Source organism: Fontivita pretiosa, assembly GCF_050410795.1.
GTDB lineage: Bacteria > Planctomycetota > Phycisphaerae > Tepidisphaerales > Tepidisphaeraceae > Fontivita > Fontivita pretiosa.
In genome coordinates this window covers 1,152,503-1,169,951 of record NZ_CP191258.1, presented here as the reverse complement: position 1 = coordinate 1,169,951, position 17,449 = coordinate 1,152,503, and the positions used below count along the sequence as shown (strand labels likewise).

The 17,449-nt window shown below is 64.4% G+C and carries 16 protein-coding genes; 6 read left to right on the top strand and 10 right to left on the bottom strand.

What is annotated here, in order from left to right; translation table 11 throughout:
- The first annotated feature begins 60 nt into the window (after window positions 1-60).
- A complete protein-coding gene (locus ACQS5P_RS04730; RefSeq protein WP_428939755.1) occupies window positions 61-492 on the top strand; it encodes a hypothetical protein in 432 nt (143 codons plus the stop codon).
- 56 nt (window positions 493-548) lie between these two features.
- Here ACQS5P_RS04730 and ACQS5P_RS04725 read toward each other — a convergent pair whose 3' ends face one another.
- Together ACQS5P_RS04725 and ACQS5P_RS04720 are read right to left on the bottom strand one after the other, a co-directional pair.
- On the bottom strand, window positions 549-2,135 hold the full coding sequence (locus tag ACQS5P_RS04725; RefSeq protein ID WP_428939754.1) for a Do family serine endopeptidase: 1,587 nt from the start codon (window positions 2,133-2,135) through the stop codon (window positions 549-551).
- Window positions 2,136-2,282: 147 nt separating this feature from the next.
- Window positions 2,283-3,266 carry a transposase gene (locus ACQS5P_RS04720; protein ID WP_428939415.1) on the bottom strand — a complete coding sequence of 328 codons (984 nt, stop codon included), beginning with the start codon at window positions 3,264-3,266 and terminating at the stop codon, window positions 2,283-2,285.
- 137 nt (window positions 3,267-3,403) lie between these two features.
- Between ACQS5P_RS04720 and ACQS5P_RS04715 the strand changes: the two genes are divergently transcribed.
- Both ACQS5P_RS04715 and ACQS5P_RS04710 read left to right on the top strand, forming a co-directional pair.
- Window positions 3,404-4,462 (top strand): N-acetylmuramoyl-L-alanine amidase-like domain-containing protein, encoded by a 1,059-nt coding sequence (locus ACQS5P_RS04715; protein ID WP_428939753.1) that lies wholly within the window; start codon window positions 3,404-3,406, stop codon window positions 4,460-4,462.
- Window positions 4,463-4,635: 173 nt separating this feature from the next.
- Entirely contained in the window at window positions 4,636-5,466 is an 831-nt protein-coding gene (locus ACQS5P_RS04710; RefSeq protein WP_428939752.1) for an AraC family transcriptional regulator, read from the top strand.
- Window positions 5,467-5,517: 51 nt separating this feature from the next.
- Here the strand turns inward: ACQS5P_RS04710 and ACQS5P_RS04705 are convergent, their stop codons facing one another.
- The 3 genes from ACQS5P_RS04705 to ACQS5P_RS04695 form a co-directional block, all read right to left on the bottom strand.
- Window positions 5,518-6,351 (bottom strand): class I SAM-dependent methyltransferase, encoded by an 834-nt coding sequence (locus tag ACQS5P_RS04705; protein ID WP_428939751.1) that lies wholly within the window; start codon window positions 6,349-6,351, stop codon window positions 5,518-5,520.
- Window positions 6,352-6,422: 71 nt separating this feature from the next.
- Complete coding sequence (locus ACQS5P_RS04700) at window positions 6,423-6,881, bottom strand: ACT domain-containing protein (RefSeq protein WP_428939750.1); 459 nt, start codon at window positions 6,879-6,881, stop codon at window positions 6,423-6,425.
- A gap of 94 nt (window positions 6,882-6,975) precedes the next feature.
- On the bottom strand, window positions 6,976-8,781 hold the full coding sequence (locus tag ACQS5P_RS04695) for a hypothetical protein (RefSeq protein ID WP_428939749.1): 1,806 nt from the start codon (window positions 8,779-8,781) through the stop codon (window positions 6,976-6,978).
- A 194-nt stretch (window positions 8,782-8,975) separates the two neighbouring features.
- On the opposite strand from ACQS5P_RS04695, the gene ACQS5P_RS04690 reads away from it, so the two are divergent.
- Complete coding sequence (locus tag ACQS5P_RS04690) at window positions 8,976-9,617, top strand: M48 family metalloprotease (RefSeq protein ID WP_428939748.1); 642 nt, start codon at window positions 8,976-8,978, stop codon at window positions 9,615-9,617.
- Here the strand turns inward: ACQS5P_RS04690 and ACQS5P_RS04685 are convergent.
- The 5 genes from ACQS5P_RS04685 to ACQS5P_RS04665 form a co-directional block, all read right to left on the bottom strand.
- Window positions 9,577-9,810, bottom strand: a complete 234-nt coding sequence (locus tag ACQS5P_RS04685) for a hypothetical protein (protein ID WP_428939747.1) — start codon at window positions 9,808-9,810, stop codon at window positions 9,577-9,579. The genes ACQS5P_RS04690 and ACQS5P_RS04685 overlap by 41 nt on opposite strands.
- Before the next feature lie 171 nt (window positions 9,811-9,981).
- Window positions 9,982-11,271, bottom strand: a complete 1,290-nt coding sequence (locus tag ACQS5P_RS04680; RefSeq protein ID WP_428939746.1) for a beta-ketoacyl-[acyl-carrier-protein] synthase family protein — start codon at window positions 11,269-11,271, stop codon at window positions 9,982-9,984.
- 156 nt (window positions 11,272-11,427) lie between these two features.
- Window positions 11,428-12,732: a beta-ketoacyl-[acyl-carrier-protein] synthase family protein gene (locus ACQS5P_RS04675; protein WP_428939745.1), complete on the bottom strand. Its 1,305-nt coding sequence runs from the start codon at window positions 12,730-12,732 to the stop codon at window positions 11,428-11,430.
- A 237-nt stretch (window positions 12,733-12,969) separates the two neighbouring features.
- Entirely contained in the window at window positions 12,970-14,184 is a 1,215-nt protein-coding gene (locus ACQS5P_RS04670) for a UxaA family hydrolase (RefSeq protein WP_428939744.1), read from the bottom strand.
- A 16-nt stretch (window positions 14,185-14,200) separates the two neighbouring features.
- Window positions 14,201-15,637 (bottom strand): phytoene desaturase family protein, encoded by a 1,437-nt coding sequence (locus ACQS5P_RS04665; RefSeq protein ID WP_428939743.1) that lies wholly within the window; start codon window positions 15,635-15,637, stop codon window positions 14,201-14,203.
- Between the two features lie 224 nt (window positions 15,638-15,861).
- Here ACQS5P_RS04665 and ACQS5P_RS04660 point away from each other — a divergent pair, with 224 nt between their 5' ends.
- Window positions 15,862-16,299 (top strand): hypothetical protein, encoded by a 438-nt coding sequence (locus tag ACQS5P_RS04660; protein WP_428939742.1) that lies wholly within the window; start codon window positions 15,862-15,864, stop codon window positions 16,297-16,299.
- Between the two features lie 26 nt (window positions 16,300-16,325).
- On the top strand, window positions 16,326-17,426 hold the full coding sequence (locus ACQS5P_RS04655; RefSeq protein ID WP_428939741.1) for a prepilin-type N-terminal cleavage/methylation domain-containing protein: 1,101 nt from the start codon (window positions 16,326-16,328) through the stop codon (window positions 17,424-17,426).
- Window positions 17,427-17,449 lie beyond the last annotated feature (23 nt).

Sequence of the window (17,449 nt, the reverse complement as noted above, 5' to 3'; positions counted from 1 at the left end):
GGTCAACTGCCACGCGGGCTGATGCCGCAGTTGCCCAGACGCAGATTCTCACGACCCACCATGCCTCAACCACTGATCTGGCCGAGCCTGCTGCTGCTGATTGTGGCGCTGCTGACGCTGGTGGCGTTAGGGGCACAGGCGGTGCTGGATCATCGTCGGCGTCGGGCATTGTCGGCACTGGCGCGGCAATGGCAGATGCATTACAGCCCGACCGACGTGCTGAACCTCGCGCCGCGCGTCGCCGCTCACCTTCCGGTTGTCGGCGCGGCCGATGTGGTGGTTCGTGATCTGATCTACGGCACGGAACCGTCCTGTTATCGGTACATTTTCAGTGTGGAGTACACGACCGGGGTTGTGCGGGCCAAGTCGCGTCGCCGCTGCGTCGTGTGCGCCACGGAGCCGCGTGCCCGCGGCCAAAGCATCTGGACCAGCTTTCGCGTCGCCCGCGCCGATCGGAGCCTGCTGGAGCAGTATCGCTGCCTCAGCGCATGAAAAAGGGGTCGGGAGTCTTTGTTTTTCGTTCCAGACAGTCCCGACCCCTGCGGCGCCTACTCGCCAGACTGCTTTTCGGATTTGATGAACACGAACCGCGATCCCTGGCGATTGGTCACGAACAGCTTCAGGCCCTTGCTGAGGTCTTTATTGGCCAGCAGCCGGTTCAGGTCTTCCACGTTCTTGACCGGATCGTTGCCGATGCGGGTGATCACGTCCCCGGCGCTCAGGCCAGCCAGGTGCGCCAGAGAACCGGGCTTGACCGACGTGACGACGGCGCCCTGAGTTGAAGGATCCAGGCTGAATCGCTGGAGGACTTCCTCGGACGGATCGGCCAGTCGGATGCCAAGCGCTTCGGCCGTGACCTCGCCGCTGGGCTGCGGCTCGCTCTGGCCCGCCGATGCGACGGAGCGCAGGTCGTCCGGCTGCTCGCCGACCTTCACCGTGATCTGCTGCTGCTTTCCGTCGCGGAAGACAGTGAAAGTGACATTGGTTCCCGGAGCCGTGGCGGCGATCAGGTTCCGCAGCTCCTGCACGGTCTCAATCTTCTTGCCGTCGATGGCGATGATGATGTCTCCGGGCTTGAGCTTGCCGGCCGCCGGCGCGTTGTTCATCGCGAACTTGACCAGCACGCCCTTGTCGCCCTCATAGCCCAGCGCGCGGGCCTCATCCAAAAAGCGGCTGACGTCGGCGATTTCCACGCCCAGCCAGCCGCGGATGACCTTGCCGCGCTCGCGAATCTGGTCAAAAACGAACTTGGCCTGGTTGGAGGGAACCGAGAAGCCGATGCCCTGGAAGCCTCCGCTGCGGGAAGCGATGGCGGTGTTGATTCCGATGACTTCGCCCCTGAGGTTGACCAGCGGTCCGCCACTGTTGCCCGGGTTGATTGGCGCATCCACCTGGATGAAGTTCTCGTAGGCGAACTCGCCGCTGATGATGCCAGCCTGACGGTTAAGCGCGCTGACGATGCCATGGGTCATCGAGCCGACGTATCCGAAGGGGCTGCCGAAGGCCAGGACGATGTCTCCTTTTTCGACCTTGTCGCTGTCACCCCAGCGGGCGGGGATGAGTCGGTCAGCCTGGATCTTCAAGACCGCAAGATCGCTCTTGGGATCGGTGCCGACGAGCTTGGCGTTCTTGATCTCGCGCCCGTCGTTGAGGGTGATGACCATTTCGGTGGCTCCGCCCGCGACGTGGTTGTTGGTCACGATGTACGCGGTGCTGCCATCGACCTGCACGATCACGCCGCTGCCGGTGCCCTGCGTGCGGAACTCCTCCGGCAGATCGGGGAAGTTGAAGCGGAAGCCCTCGGGGACATCCGGCTCGCCGTCTCCGTCGCGATCCGGGAAGAAGCGGCGAAGCAGGTCGTCATCGTGGAACCGTCTTGCCGCGGGGTTCTTTACCGACTTGGTCACCTGGATGCTGACCACGGACGGCTCGACGGCCTTTCCGACGGCCTTGAACACTGCGGCCATGTCCTGCACGTTGGCGATCTGGGCGCGGGTGGCCTCGACCTGTTCCTGTGCGCGGGCGAACTGGACGTCCTGGACCAGCGCGTTGCCGGCGAACCACGCGACCGACAGAGCTGTGCCCAGCGCCACCGCGGCCAGTGCTTTTTTCAACGTTTTGGTGCTGCGGTTCATGCGTGTGCTCCGTTTGATTGCATTCTCGATTGCGGCTTGTCCTCGTGCAACACTATAGACGCAAAACCGGCGTCGGGGCCAACAGCGGTTTTGCCGCAAAAAGGGGTCGGGAGTCTTTTCCGGGCAAAACAAAGACTCCCGACCGGCTCAGTCTCGACCCTCATAATTGGCGTAGATCATGAGGTCGTGCGTCAGGGTCCGCAAGAGCATCTCCTGCCGGCGACGGCGGCGTTGCACGGAACGCAGGGCATCGCCAAAGTTCCGCTTCATCATGCTGTTGACCGTCTCGCTCTGCGCTCGCTGGCCGTAGGTTCGCCGGTCCGCCTTGCGGGCAAACCGCTGCTTCATCAGCCGGCGATATCGACCGCCGGGCGGCTTGCTCGACGGCCGCCCGATGCCCGTGGGAATCACCGAGCGCACACCCATGTCCAGGCGGGCGCTGCGGTGGTTGGCCTCTGAGTCGTATCCAGCGTCGGCGACGACGACGTTCACATTGGCCCGCCGCCACGCATGGTACAACAGCGGCGCGAAGTCCGGCGCATCGGACCCGCAGCCGATATGAACCCGCGCCGCCAGGATGAGGTGACAGGCCGAGGCCACCGCCAGGGCCAGCTTCGGCATCTGCCGGGCCCGGCGCGAGCGTGAGCGATTGACCTCGTCTGCATCGGTTTTTTCGGTGTATTTGCCGCCATCGCGCAGGAGCATCTTGCGGCAGACGCGGTCGTAATGGCGTGAGCGGTGACGCGCCTCGTAGCAGGTGCTGTCGAGGGTCAGCGGCTTGCTCGAGTCGAGCTTACGCAGCAGTTTGGCCTTGGCGGCAAGCTGGGCCAGCAGGTCGAGCATGCGGTTGACGCGCCGGGTCTTGAGAAGCGTGCCGAAGGCCCGCCAGAGGGTGTTGTGATCCGGGGCGCGGGACATGCCGAGGTCGGCCAGCCACTGCGGCGAGTCGCGCAGCAGTTGCTCGGCCCTGCGATAGCTGAGCTTGAGCTGCTCGCGCAGAACGAGGCAGGCGAAGAGTTGCGGGAGCGTGAAGTCGTGGCGGCTGCAGTCGCAGGAGTAGGCCGGCCAGACGCGGAGGGCCAGTTCATGGGCCTGCCGCAGGACCTTCCATGGTGATCGAGATGTTTCCATCCCGCAGCTTGTACCCACTGCATCGGCGTGGCGCTACCGAACATGCGCCGAACTTGGAGAGGGTCGAGACTGAGCCAGACTCCCGACCCCTTTTTGGGGTTGTCGCGGCGCGTGGGGGCGGATAGGCTTGGCCAGGCATGTGCGGGAAGTGGCGGTGGATCCAGGTGGTGCTGACGATCGTCGCGGTCGGGGTCTGCGCGCAGGCGGTGCCGGGGTGTTCTTCCCCTCCGACGTGGACGGCCCGGCTGATGGGCGCTTCGCCGGATGCCGCCGCACCGCCGGACGATGTTCCACTGTATCAGATGTCCGAGCAACAGGTCGATGCTTTTCTCCGCGGGCTGCACGCCGCGCAGCCGGACCTTCGCCAGCGCGTCGTCCATCTGGCACGCAGGAACATCGGGCAACCCTACGAAATCTATCTGCTCGGAGAATCGCCGTTTGAGACGATCGATCCGCAGCCCGTCTATTGCCTGCACCACAGCGACTGCGTCGTCTTCGCCGAGCACACCATCGCGATGGCGCTGAGCGACAGTTGGCCGACGTTCCTGGCGATCCTCCAGCGGATCCGGTACAAGGATGGACACATCGGTGTGTTGACGCGCAATCATTTCACGGAGGCGGACTGGAACCCCAACAACGCCTGGCTGGCGCGCGACATCACGACCGAGCTCGCCGACGGCGCGGCGGTGGCCTTCAGCGAAGTCGTCGACCGCTCGCGGTTCTTCAAGAGCCGCTACAACCTCGATGTGCAGATCCCCAGACAGACCTGGACGGACTGGTACATTCCGCACGAGCGGATCGGAATGGTGAAGGACAAGCTTTGTGATGGCGACATCGTGAACTTCGTCTGGGGGCGTGACAGCAGCGCGTGGGTCGGCCATGTCGGTTTGCTGGCCCTCGGCGACAACGGCGCGGTGCATATCATTCACTCGGCATCGCCGGCAGTGCGCGAGGAGCCGATCGAACGATACATCCAGCGGATGACCAGCCAGCCCGGCTCGACGCAGCCGGCCAGCGCAACTTCGAACGGCAAGGCACGATTCCTGGGGTTCAAGTTTCTGCGACTGGCGGAGGATCCCTGGGCGAATCTGCGCCGAATCGACGGCGCGCAGGCGCCTCGCGTCACGGTGCCACAGCAGAGTCCGATTTCGTTCCAGGAGTATCTCAGCCAATTCGAGCCGGGCGGCGGCCCGTGATCGCGATGTCCTCGAGGCGGGTCTGCGCGCAGGCACAGCGCACGGGCGAGATGCTCGTCACAGGCAACCATCGCCGGTAGGATTTGGGGCCAGCGTCAGCGACGCGACGAAGATCGGCTGTCGCCATCACGGACCATCGATCACAGCCAACGAAGCATCGAGCACTGTCTCTCATGCCCGAGGAGACGCTGACAAAACGTATTGACGGCGTGGGGTTTCGCCGCAGCACTCCGCCGCCGCGTTACATTCCGCTGGCGTTGCGGTCGGCGGTGCATCAGCAGGTCACGCGCGGGCGTTTTCCCCCCGTGCTGGGCCGGCAGATCGTCCTTGTCAAGTGGGTGATCCGCGGAGAAGCGGCGATCGGCGTGGAAGGGCGGCGGTTCAAGTTCGGCCCCGGCGACGTAGCCGTGCACGTCCCGCCCCATCCGCACCAGTTCTGGAGTCTGTCCGAGCCATGCGAGATGTGCTGGTTCAGCGTGGACGGCCCGCTGCTGGAAGAGTTTGCGCTGGCGATGGGGCTGCGTCCGGGAGTCTATCCCTACGGCCCGGCCCCGGTGCAGCAGATTCATCAGATGATCCAGAGCCTTCAGGACTACACGCTGTCCGGGCAGCGCCGCGCCAGTCTGCTGGGGATCAGCATGCTCTACGACATCGCCGACCGCATCCGCACGCCCCAGATGCCTTCGGTGGTGCGGCAGGCCCAGCAGCTCATCCACGCGGAATTCGCCGATCCGGATCTGTCAGTCGATACCATCGCGCAGCGATTGAGCTACCACCGCGGTTCGCTGAGCCGGGCGTTTCACAAGCACACCGGCGTGAGGATGATCGATTACCTGACACAGGTTCGCCTTCAGCACGCTCGCACGTTGCTTTTGCATACCGAAGAGCGAATCACGTGCATCGCGCAAAAGTGCGGCTTCCGCGACGTGAAGTACTTCTGTCGCTGGATCAGCAAGCACACGGGCATCTCTCCCAACCGGCTTCGCAGGGATGCGGTTCTGTGAAGCTCGGCCAGCGAGGCCGCGCGATGATCACCGCGAGGCGCCGATCGTTGCTCAAGCAGTTCCGTCGGGTCGGCGCGCGGCGATCTGGAGGTGGGCGGCGCGCGCGGCGGAACTGGGGTCCCGTGACAGTTCCTTTTCGATCCTCAGCAGGCGTTCGACGGCATCGGGATAGTCCAGCAGCTTGCGGTTCTGACGCACCGGCACGATCGGCTTGCCCACCAGCTCCAGCACCTCGAAGCCCGCTCGCTCGAACATCCGCCGCAACGACGCAGGCGTGAACATCGTCAGCTCGAAGCGTTCCCGCTGGTCGGCGGTGAGCCAGTGGGTCTTGCCCGATCGGACAAACTCCTCCAGCGCGTCCAGGTTGCCGCGCTGCACGAAGTGATCCAGAGCCCCCAGCAGGTTGTCCACGGTGGCGATCACCACGCCGCCGGCACGCGTGATCCGGAACATCTCGCGTACGGCCCGCGGCGGATCGGAACAGATCGACAGCGGATCGCCCATCGCCACGACGAGCTGGAACTGCGCGTCGGCCAGCTCGGGCATGCGAACGATGTCGCCGACGACGAGCGTGGCGCGCTGGCTGCGTGGCGGGCCGATCTCCGTGAGCTTGCGACGCACCTGCTCGATCATGGCGGCTGCGGAATCGAGAAACGTGACCGCCAGCCCGCTCTTGAGCAGACGCAGTCCCCACTTGCCGGTTCCACAGCCCAGATCGGCGCAGGCGGCCGAGTGATCGCGCGGCAGGTATGGCTTGATCAGTCGCCAGGTCAGCTCATCATGAAAGTGCCAGTACGGATCATCGTAAATGGCATCGTATTGCCTGGCGACACGGTCGTGATAGCGTCGCGAAGCGTCGGGATTGCGCGGGCGAGAGGGACGCATAGACAGGCGGCGATTATGCCGCGCAGTTGGCCGCTGGCGAATACCACTCGTCGAAGGTCAAATGATCCGTTTCATCGCCGCCCGGGCCTTGGGCGGGTGGCCAGCTCGCGCTGACGGGCAGGCTTTGCGCTGCTGTCCTTCAACAGCCGCAGGGCCTTGCGGTTGTCATTGACCTTGAAGATGCCGGTGGTTCGTCCTCCCGGCGCGCCGCTGCTGACGTAGGCGTAATTGATGTTCAGATGATTCTTGGCCAACAGCTCCGCGACGTCCGCCAGCGCACCCGGGCGATTGCTCAGCTCCAGTGCCAATACTTCGGTCTCGGTCGTCGGCAGGTTCAGCCGCGCCAGCACCTGCCGCGTCTGCTGCGGATCCTCGGCCACCAGCCGCATCACGCCGTGCTCCTGAGAATCCACCAGCGTCATGGCGATGATGTTCACTTTCGCCTCGGCCAGCGCCTTGGTCACCTGCGCCAGCACCCCGGGTTTGTTGACCAGAAAAACGCTGAATTGGGTAATGGTTCGAGCGGGCATGGGCCGTTGCATCCTTTGGCTGTTTCCCCCGACCGATACCAGCGTATCAGCCGCCGGGATCGACGCCAAGTCGCCGCTGGTCTTGCCCTGATGTTCAGGGCCTGGATGGATATCGAGGCTGATCAATCACCCCTTCGTCGCTCAGCAGCGCGCACAGGTTCGGGTCACGCAGAACCTGTTCGATCATCATGGGCTTCTCGTCCACCAGCACCTGTCGCTTCACCAGTCGCACGCCGTGGCTGTAATCCACATAGCGGCTGTCGTGCACGGTGCTCAGCGGCTGAATGGGCGTGCCGTCCAGCCGGTGCCAGCCATAGATCGCCACACGGTCGGGCTTGTCGTTCAGTCGATTGCTGATCACCAGATCCTTCTTGATCCCCGCCACCAGCGCGCCGGCGCGCTTGCCCGCCCGCTGGCCCTCGATGATCGCGTTGTGCTGGATGAATGTTTCGATGGCCTGGCGACGATCGGTCATCGGCCGGGGGTCCAGCTTCACCTCGGCGGCGGCATAGATTGCATCCACCATCTTTCGGGTGGGCAGGGAGCAATCCAGCGCATCGGCGATGCGCTGCGCCGCGCTCGGCGTGAGCGGCACGCGAGCGAAATCGTCGTCGCTGCCAACCGACAGGTAGTCGGGCATGACTTTAAACTCGATCCGATGCTCTTTCCCATCAGCCGCGACGGCCTGCGCGCGGATCGTAACGAACGATCGCAGGAAATTCGGGACGTTTCCGCGCACCACTTCGCGCACGATGGCGGCCTCGCGCTGCTCGAGCGGCCAGTCGGCGATCGACCGCATGAACTCGCCGCCGCCCATTCGCTGCGACGGCGCCGTCGCGGCCAACGCTTGCGACGGTGCAGCCGACGCGTGCGACGTTGCACCGGACGCTTGCGCCAGATCGACTGGGGCAGACTGGATCCACTTCTCATATGCCCGGGGTCCGCCGAACGTACCCCAGGTGTTCTCGTGCGGCGTGTTCAAAGTCCTCGCATGAACAAATCCGTTCATCTCCCCGACCAGCGCCGTGTGCAGGATCTTCCTGTGCGGATTGCGATGGATCAGGAAGCGAACCTGTCCATTCATCGCGCTGCGGCGCTGCCAGGTCTGATCATCCGTTGACTCGAACGTGACATCCCGCGCAAAGCGATCGATCATCCGGTGCGAAGCGCGATATGTTCCGCCGGTGGCGCTGACCACCGGCCTGCCATTCAGCATCACATCGCGGTCGTCGTAAGCGATCACGACCAGCACGCGCGACCGGTCGGCTTTCAGCCACGCCAGCAGCTTCTCGCCATGGTGGCTCTCGTCAGAGTACGAGTAGTTCGCGTCGAGCAGGACGATGCGCTCGATCATTTCCTGAATGGCATCGCCCCCGTCCAGGTACGCCCAGATGAAGCTTCCGCCGCCGCTGTGGGCTGCGAGCGTCAGGCGCTTGTCTCGGCCCGGCGCACGCGCGATCACCTGCTCGACCATCTCGCGAATCAGACCCGGGCTTGCGGCCCGCTTCTGCCGCCATGCCGGCCAGCTCAATCCTTCGGCCTCCAGATACGCGACTACGATGTTGATGTCGGGCTGGATTTCCCGCAGCAGGCGCGTCTGCGCGCCAATGTGCTGGATGTCAAAATGCCAGTCCTGCTGTGGATTGGCTCGGCAGCCGATCGTCTGCTCGATCGTGTTGCCGTTGGGAAGGGCGTACAGAACAATCCGCGTCGGGCGCGCCTGGCCGAAGCGCTCGGCGGGCGGAGCGTTGATTACAATCCGCGCCTCGTGCAGCCGCCAGACCGCGACTTGTTCCCCGAAAGGATTGTCCGCCCGACGCGAATCAGCCTCCGCCGACCATGAGCTGGTTCTGGCCAGCAGCATCACGGCCAGGGCGATGATCCTCGAGAGTCGGTGCATACGGCTGTGACCTGTCTGGCGAAGCGGCAGTGTGCGGCGGCGTGCCCACTTTTTGCGCAACCTCACAGCGTCCACGCCGGGTGTCTACCACCCTGCGTGCCCGAAAACAATGCGGAAGGTTGAGATCAGCCCATTGGCACCAGTCTTGTATCGGCCCGACCGTGTGCCACGGCGGCCAGGCAAACTTCTTAGCGATGGTCAGACGGGCTGCGTTCGTGGGCGCGCTGGTGGCCGGTCTGTGCGTCTTTGGCTGCGCCGCCGGGCGCGGCGGCGACAGTGGACCGTCGGCCAGGTGGATCGCCGCACACGGCGGCGTGGTTGGCGGATCGCATCAACACCGCCTCCAGCGCGTTGGTGCGCGGCTGTCGCGCGTGTGGGGCGGCCGGGATGTCCGCGCGTACGTGCTCGATTCCGCCGACGCCGCCGCCTATGCCTGGGCCGACGGGCGCATCCTCGTCACCCGCGGGTTGATCCGCAGGCTTGACGATGACCAGCTCGCCGCAGTCATTGCGCACGAACTGGGGCATCTGATCAACGAGTCGGCAGTCTCCTCGAGCCAGAGCATGAGCCTCAGTGGCCAGGACGATCCGCGCGACGCCGAAGCCCGCGCCGACGCCACGGGTGTTGCGTTGCTCGAGGCGGCGGGGCTGGCGGCTTATCCGGCCATGCGCAGGATGTTGCAAGCCCTCCGCGATGCCCCGGGTAACGGGCCGTTTCGTCAATCGCTGACTCGACGCATCGAGCTGCTGGACTCTCGGTCGCCGCCGCGGTTATCCCCGGCCGATCGGCCCGATGTCATGGTGCCACCGGCTTGGGATAGCCCGGCGGACGATTGATCCCCGACTTCCAGTCGGCGCGATAGTGCCCCTTGTCATCCGTCCAGCGCGCCTGCTCCCGAGCCTGCTCCCGACTGACCGGCTGGCCCGTCAGAGCAAACGGCGGCTCGCCTTCGGCGGCGCATCCGCCGGCCAGCAGGGGCATTGCCGGTACAGCGCCCAACAACAGACCTGCAAGCCATTTACGCTTCATAGCTGCCTCCGTGGTTTGGAGTGATCCGGGGCCGGCTGGCATAACGCCTGCCGCCGAGAATCAGTTGCCGGTTCATTTCTACAAACGCAGGCAACTCTCCGAAAGGTTCCTTTTTGGCTTCGGCTGCCGCCGGCTCCCCCTCGGGCGAGTTGGTGGGCACACCAGCCCAGTTCAAACGTACCGCCGCACGATCAACGTGTCGTTCTGTCCGCCGAACCCAAAGCTGTTGCTCATCGCCACATCAACCCTGGCCGGTCTGGCCTTGTTCGGAACGTAATCCAGGTCGCACTCAGGATCAGGATTCTCCAGGTTGATCGTCGGCGGCAGGATGTTGTCCCGGATCGCCAGCACGCAGGTGATCAACTCAACGGCGCCGGCGGCTGCGATGAGGTGGCCCATCATGCTCTTGATGCTGCTTACCGGCACGTTGCGGGCATGCTCTGCGAACACCCGCTTGATCGCCCCGGTCTCATTGCCGTCGTTTTCGCGCGTGCCCGTGCCGTGGGCATTGATGTAGTGGATGTCCCTGGGCGTGAGCTTCGCATCCGCAAGAGCTTCCTGCATCGCGATCACCGCCCCCAGGCCCTCCGGATGCTGATCGGTAATACGGAACGCATCGGCGGTCGATCCATAGCCGACGACTTCCGCCAGAATCGGCGCATGGCGGGCCAGGGCGTGCTCCAGGGTTTCCAGAATGATCACGCCCGCGCCTTCGCCCAGCACAAATCCACCGCGGGCCGCATCGAACGGTCGCGAGGCGCAGCGTGGCTGTTCGTTGGCGGTGGAAAGCGCCGTCAACCGGTTGAACCCCGTGACCCCGAACGGGTGGATCATCGAGTGCGCCCCGCCGGCGATCATCACATCCGCATCTCCGCGGCGCAGGATTTCGGTGGCCTCGCCGATCGCCTGCGTGGAGGCGGCGCAGGCGGTCAGGCAGTTCAGCGCCGGCCCCCGCGCGCCGGTCAGCAGCGCCAGGTGCGACAGTGGCATGTTCGGCTCCTGCTCGATCTCGCGCACCACGTTCATCAGCTCGTGGGCGATCTGGGCCCACTTGACGGTGTCGCAGCCGTTGATTTCCGCCCGCCAGCTCGACAAAGCGGCGGTGGTGTAGGCGTCGAAATCCAGCGATCCCTCGCCGCTGCCCAGGTAGATCCCGACCCGGTCCAGGTCCAGCTTGGAACGGTCCAGTCCCGCCGCACGCCACGCCTGCGCGCACGCCGCCACCGCAAACTGCGTGTTCCGCCCGCCCACGCGATGCACCTGATACGCCTCGGCGTCGATGTGCTCCGCCAAGTCAAATCCCTTGACTTCCGCGCTGATGCTGGTGGGAAACGTCGAGGCGTCGAAGATCGTCGTCCGGGCGATGCCGCTTTCTCCGGCCAAAAGGCGCTTCCACACCTGCTCGATGCTGTGACCCATCGGCGTGATCCAACCCATGCCTGTGATGACGACTCGATTCATGGTCTTTTTCGTTTCCGGCTCAGCGGCCGATCAAGCCTCGAATTCCGCCTTTCCAGGCGAGTCAGACACCTCTGTGTCGCCGTGCGGTGCGACGCCCTGTTGCGATGGGCGAGGGAGATCCTTCCGGCATGACCGGTATGGGTCAATGCGTACAGTTCAAATTCTGCGAAACACCAGCGCCGCATTCTGTCCGCCGACGCTGTAGACGGCGCTGACCGCCACCTTCGCCTGCATTTGCCGCATCGTTCCGCTGACGTTGAGCTTCTGTCCGTCGATCACCTTTCGTGTGTTGATCGCCGGGGGGATCTTGCTGCTGTACACGCACAGCGCCGCCGCCGCCGCGTCCACTCCCGATCCGGCGCCCAGATTTCCAGTCTGCGCCTTGATCGGCGCCATCGCCACGCGCTGCAACTCCGCCCCCAGAGCATGACGCAGTCCCATCAATTCCGCCCGGTCCTGGCTGAGAATCCCCAGACCGTGCGGCACCACAACATCCACGTCGCGCGGCGACAGCTTCGCGTCCTTCATCGCGTTCTCAATCGCCTTGCCATAGCTGCGTCCGTTGGGGTCTGGTTCGGTGATGCTGTAGGTATCCTGCGAAGCGGCGAAGCCGACCAACTCGGCGTAGATCTTCGCGCCGCGCTTGCGGGCATGCTCGTAGCTTTCCAGAATGAACAGCCCGCCACCCTCGCCGTAGACGGTGCCTTTGGCCTGAGCATCGAAGGGCCGAACCGCGCCGGCCGGGTCGTCATTGCACGACTCGTTCAGCCGCTTCAGCAGCCACTGGCGCATCAGGCCCATCGGATTGATCCGGCTCTCGGCCCCGCCGCAGATCGCCAGCTCCGCCTTGCCTCGCTGAATCGTGCGGAACGCTTCGCCGATGGCCAGGTGGCTCGACGCTTCCTGGCAGGTGATCGTGTTGCTCGGGCCCATCAGGCCGTGCACGATCGTCACGTGGCAGGCCAGCATGTTCGGCAGATACTTCAGCAGCCACAGGGGCGTAAGCTGATTCATGCCGTCGCGACCCCACTTGTGCAGGTCGAGCTTGTTGGGATTGTCGTCCGCCCGCGCCGTCACCATCGCCTGTGTCAGCTCGTTCAGCTCCGCGCTGATCAGCCCCGCGCCGATGTTGCAGCCGAATCGCTTCGGATCAAAATCAGGCGTGTCGGTATGGGCGCGCGACTTGATTCCCGCATCCTTGAAGGCATCGTCGGCGGCCACCACCGCAAGCTCGATGTCGCGCGCCATCACTTTAGTGGCCTTGCGGTAGCTCTTGGGCACGTAATCGCCGATTTTGTAATCAGGCACTTCGCCGGCGATCTGGCAGGCGAAACCACTGGCATCGAACTGCCGGATCCTGCCGATGCCGCACTTGCCGGCCAGCAGGTTCTCCCAGAACGCGGCGGTTCCGATCCCGATGGGTGAGATGACGCCAATACCTGTGATGACGACGCGATTCATTCGCTTGATCTCAAAGCCGATGCACGCGCGGCAAACCGTGGGCGGAGGGCCTTCTCCGACCGACGCGTGAAATCAGACAAGCTACCGGCCGGCTTCGCCCCAGGCAAGCCGCCGCGCCACCGGGCACGGGCGGGATGCCCGTCACACAAGAAAACGCCGCCGCAAATCCGGGACGCCAGCGATCGTCGAGACGATGTCACAGCCTCCTGAGCCGACCTCGCCTGGCGGGCCTGAAAGTCACGCCCGGCAACCGACCTCCAGCGGCGGGGTGTCCTGATGCTTGTACATCACGAAATACTCTCGATGCCCCAGGGCTTCGGGTTTGCTCGGCTGGCCGCTGGCGACTCGAACCACCAGCTCCAGCAGCTCGTCGGCGGCCTGATCCATCGTCAACTCGCCGCTGAGGATTCGCCCGGCGTCGAAATCCATGTCCTCGATCATCCGGCGATAAGTCTGGCTGTTTCCCGTGACTTTGATCAGCGGCGCAATCGGCGAGCCGATGACGCTGCCGCGACCGGTCACGAACAGCACGATCTGCGATCCGCCGCTGATCAGATCCATGATCCCTTCGGTGTCGTTGGGATTGGTATAGCCAAACTGCATGAAGTGATCGTCGGGAACACTGTCCATCAGCCACAGTCCGGGCCGCGGCGGAGACTGCGCCACCTTGATCACACCCTGGATCGGGCGCGAACCGCTCTTGGCGAAGGCGCCCATGCTCTTTTCTTCGATCGTGGTCAAGCCGCCGGCGAAGTTGCCCGGCGAGACGCTGTACTGTCGAACCTGCTGGCAGTAGCGCACGGCCTTTTCATACGCATGATCGAGCTGCGCGCGGGCCTGCTGGTTGGCGGCGCGATCGAGGATGATCGACTTCAGTCCGATCATCTCGACGATCTCTTCGAAGATCGCCGTGCCCCCGGCATCCACCAGGCGATCGAAGAACGCTCCGACGACGGGATTTCCCGCCAGCCCGCTGGTGCCGTCCGATCCGCCGCACTCGCATCCGACCACCAGGTCCGCCAGCGTCATCGCCGCTCGCGGTGTCTGCTGATCGATCTTCTGCCGCATGGCCCGCACGATCGCCTTGCCCTTATCCACACTGCTGCGCGTGCCGCCGGATTGCTGGATGTAGAACCAGTCGCTGGGCCGGCCGCTGGCGGCGACGACCTCGGCGATCTTGTCGGGCCGGGTGTATTCGCAGCCCAGCCCCACAGCCAGCACCGCCCCCACATTCGGGTGCCGCGCCAACGCCAGCATCAGCCGCACCGCATATTGATTGTCATAGCAGCCGGGGAAGCCGATGACGTGAACCCCGGGTTCATCGCGCGCGATCTCATGCGCCACGTGCTGGGCACATTCCACCGTATAGATGACCAGAACCACGTTGCGAATCCCCTTGCGCCCGTCGTCGCGAACGTAGCCGGTCCAGGTTGTTGGCATCGACTTGGCCATCGTAGCTGCATTCATATCATATCCGCGCCCCCAAACCCACAGGATTGTCGCAGCGATGCGTCGCGCCGGCGTTGCGCTGCGCATGGTCCTGCATCAGGCACTCGGCGATTCGCACCCCGCTCAGCACCGCCCCGGCCAGGCCTGAAATGAACGGAAGTTGTCCGCCGCTGTGATACAGGCCACGAACTTCGCGATCGCGCCGTGGCGGGCTGCTCAGCCAGCAGCTCAGATCATTGCAGATGGCCCGATCTTCATGCAGCGCGGCCGTCTGTTGCATGACGATTCGCCGACGCAGGTCCGTCAGTCCCCAGCGGTGCTCGAGTTCGTCAATCAGTTCCTGCGGCGACGTGGCGGGGCGCCAGCTCACCAGCAGGCTCTGGCATGCGGGCGGCGAGGTTGCAGGATCGCCGCAAGTCGAAGCGTACACGCAGACCTCGCGCTGGGCCGCCAGCAGATAGTTCACGTTGGCCAGCTCATCGTAGATCCCGTTCACGCGCAGCAGCATCGCTGGCGAACCGCGATCGCGTGATGGCGCGGTCGGAGTCGCTTGGCTGGCGCCTTGTGCGAGGATGATGGCCTGGGCAGAAAGTTCGGTTCGGTCGCGCAAGCTGACGCCGCAGACGCAGCGTCTGCCACGAGTATCGCAGGTGATGATCCGCTCGATGGGCGCCTGAAGGTGAATCGTCACGTCCAGTTGCCGCGCCAGCAGCTCAAGCTGCCGAGCAAGATGAGACACGCCCCCGATGACCTGCCAGCATCCGAAGTAGTGTTCGATCCACACCAGCACCGCCAGCATGCCCGGCGCGCGACGCGGGTCGGCGCCGGCCAGGCGCAGGCGGTGGTGCAGCACCTGCCGCAGTGCGGGATGGCGCACGTGGCGGTTGACCAGCCGCTCGTACCGCTCCAGCAGCCCGATGCGAAACGGCAACGTCAGCGCGCCGGTCATGGCCAGCAGCCCGGCATGGCGGGTATCGTGCAAGAACTGTTCGGCCGGGCGCGTCAACAGCGGCTCGGCTGCCTGCCAGACGCGCCGGCCACGCTCCAGCACTTCCAGCCATCCCCGGGCGTCCTGAGCACCAGTCGAAGGTCCGGCGAATTGCCCGATCTGGCGGATCAATGTCGAGTCATCGCTGCTGAGGTCGAATCGCCGGCCATCTGGCCAGCGATACCGCGCCACCGGTTCGAGCCGGCTGATGGCCAGATAATCACGCACGTCACGTCCAGCGGCGGCGAACAGGTCCAGCAGCACGAACGGCAGTGTGAGCCACTGCGGGCCGGCAGCAAAGTCAAGCCGCTGATTCTGCCCATGATGATCCTGCGCCGGGACAATGGGCTTAAGTTCCGCGCCCACAGCCTCATCCGGGCAAAGCAGTTGGACCTGGACGCCACCGGCCGCCAGCCGCACCGCCGCGCTTAGCCCGTCCAGCCCCGCGCCCACCACAATCGCGTTCATTTGGTTCAGGTCGTTTTCTTGTTCAGGATCGAATCTGCTTTTGCACGGACCGCCGCGGCGCGGTAACATCCCGTTCGCTGCTGGCTCTGCCGCGCAGCACCATGAAGTCAAAGTCTAGCGGAACCTTAACCAACCGCTAATCGGTACGCGTCGTTGCTGATCGTACTATCATTCGGTGCAACAGAAAGCATTGTTGGGGACGGGACCGCGGATTGCGCGAGTTTTTGAACACAACGGCTGGGAAAGCCATCGTTACGCTGCTGTTGGCAGGGGCGCTGCTGATCGCCACCTGGATGCTTTGGCGCAAAGTCGGCACTTCCGAGGCCGCCCGTCTGGCCAACCAGCGCATCTTCGTGTGCGCCCAGACTGGCAAGGCCTTCACCGTCGAGCTGAAGGATGGCCTGAGCATCCCGGTCAGGTCGCCTTATTCTGGCCAGCAGACCGGCTACCCGGCGGAGTTGTGCTACTGGACCAAAGACGGCAAGCCAAAGGACGAGCCGACGGCGGTGTTGCTGAACAGTTGGGTGGGCAAGAGGGGTCCGACGTTCTGCCCGGACTGCGGGCGGCTGGTGGTGGGCCGCAACCCTGAACCCGCTCCCGACCGCAAGCCTCCGCCTACGCGCGAGGAATATCAATCGGCCGCCGGGCAGGAGCAACGCTGAGAACCACGGTCGGATCAGGAGGTTGTATGCAGGAATTGCGTCGCCCCGGGCAAGCTGATATCCGCGCGGTGCATCGCTGCGCCTTTACGCTTGTCGAGCTGCTGGTGGTCATCGGCATCATCGCGTTACTGATCGCCATCCTGCTGCCAGCGCTGGGCAAGGCGCGCGAAGCCGCCAAGACGGTAAGCTGCACCGCCAATCTCCGCAGCATACTTCAGGGGATGCAGATCTACGCGGCCCAGAATGACGGCTCGATTCCCGGAAGCCCCTGGACAACCGCCTTGTTCGTCTATGACGATCCTCTCACCGCCAGACTGCGCAGCGGAATCGACCAGAATTGCCCGAGCATCGTCCAGACCTTCGATTGGGCCTCGCCGATCGCCAGGGTCATGGGTTTGAGATTCGAGGAGGGCGGGTCTCCGACGCAGCGCAAACAGCGATTCCACCAGCTCAGAGCGTTGGAGATGTTCCGCTGTCCGGCCAACGATCTGCTGGCCGAGGCCTTCAGCGGATCGGATCCGACATTCGATGTTGGCCCGATGGTCTCCTACAACACGGCCCTGGGTTTTCTGTTGAAGCGCAACGCCAACCGCAGTCGCGGACCGGAATCGGGACGCACCGTCGCCTTTGACGTATGGAACCCTCCGTCAAGCTACAACGTGAAAATCAACAAGGTTGGCGACGCATCGCGCAAGATCTACATCGCCGACGGCGCGCGCTACAGCAATACCAAGGATCCGCCTGATGCGGATATCAGCGTTCAGAGCCAGCTCGGCGGCGCGTTTTCCGACCAGGGGCCCGTGACTTCCTTTTCCAATTCCTGGGATCGTGGCATGGCGCCGGGGAACACGCCACGCCTGTCTGCTCGCGTGGACGCCCGCATCTACGCCTATCGCCACGGCCCGCGCCGGCAGAAAGCCAAGGCCGACACGTTCCGCTTCAACGCCGGCTTCTTCGACGGGCATGTGGAGACGCTGGGAGACCTGGAAGGCGCCAACCCGATGTTCTGGTTCCCCAAGGGCACGGAACTGGACACAACCACCACGCAGGTCTACAAGGACGTGCGCGACAAGTATTTTGGCGGACGACAGTATCGCGTGCCCGGCGATCCGTTCATCGTGCCCTGAGTCGTCCCACCGTTTCGTCTGAC

Coding starts and splice junctions, on each gene's coding strand:
- ACQS5P_RS04715 (WP_428939753.1), top strand. CDS start 3,404: ATGTGCGGGAAGTGGCGGTGGATCCAGGTGGTGCTGACGATCGTCGCG.
- ACQS5P_RS04730 (WP_428939755.1), top strand. CDS start 61: ATGCCTCAACCACTGATCTGGCCGAGCCTGCTGCTGCTGATTGTGGCG.
- ACQS5P_RS04700 (WP_428939750.1), bottom strand. CDS start 6,881: ATGCCCGCTCGAACCATTACCCAATTCAGCGTTTTTCTGGTCAACAAA.
- ACQS5P_RS04720 (WP_428939415.1), bottom strand. CDS start 3,266: ATGGAAACATCTCGATCACCATGGAAGGTCCTGCGGCAGGCCCATGAA.
- ACQS5P_RS04695 (WP_428939749.1), bottom strand. CDS start 8,781: ATGCACCGACTCTCGAGGATCATCGCCCTGGCCGTGATGCTGCTGGCC.
- ACQS5P_RS04665 (WP_428939743.1), bottom strand. CDS start 15,637: ATGAACGCGATTGTGGTGGGCGCGGGGCTGGACGGGCTAAGCGCGGCG.
- ACQS5P_RS04655 (WP_428939741.1), top strand. CDS start 16,326: ATGCAGGAATTGCGTCGCCCCGGGCAAGCTGATATCCGCGCGGTGCAT.
- ACQS5P_RS04670 (WP_428939744.1), bottom strand. CDS start 14,184: ATGGCCAAGTCGATGCCAACAACCTGGACCGGCTACGTTCGCGACGAC.
- ACQS5P_RS04725 (WP_428939754.1), bottom strand. CDS start 2,135: ATGAACCGCAGCACCAAAACGTTGAAAAAAGCACTGGCCGCGGTGGCG.
- ACQS5P_RS04690 (WP_428939748.1), top strand. CDS start 8,976: ATGGTCAGACGGGCTGCGTTCGTGGGCGCGCTGGTGGCCGGTCTGTGC.
- ACQS5P_RS04685 (WP_428939747.1), bottom strand. CDS start 9,810: ATGAAGCGTAAATGGCTTGCAGGTCTGTTGTTGGGCGCTGTACCGGCA.
- ACQS5P_RS04680 (WP_428939746.1), bottom strand. CDS start 11,271: ATGAATCGAGTCGTCATCACAGGCATGGGTTGGATCACGCCGATGGGT.
- ACQS5P_RS04675 (WP_428939745.1), bottom strand. CDS start 12,732: ATGAATCGCGTCGTCATCACAGGTATTGGCGTCATCTCACCCATCGGG.
- ACQS5P_RS04710 (WP_428939752.1), top strand. CDS start 4,636: ATGCCCGAGGAGACGCTGACAAAACGTATTGACGGCGTGGGGTTTCGC.
- ACQS5P_RS04705 (WP_428939751.1), bottom strand. CDS start 6,351: ATGCGTCCCTCTCGCCCGCGCAATCCCGACGCTTCGCGACGCTATCAC.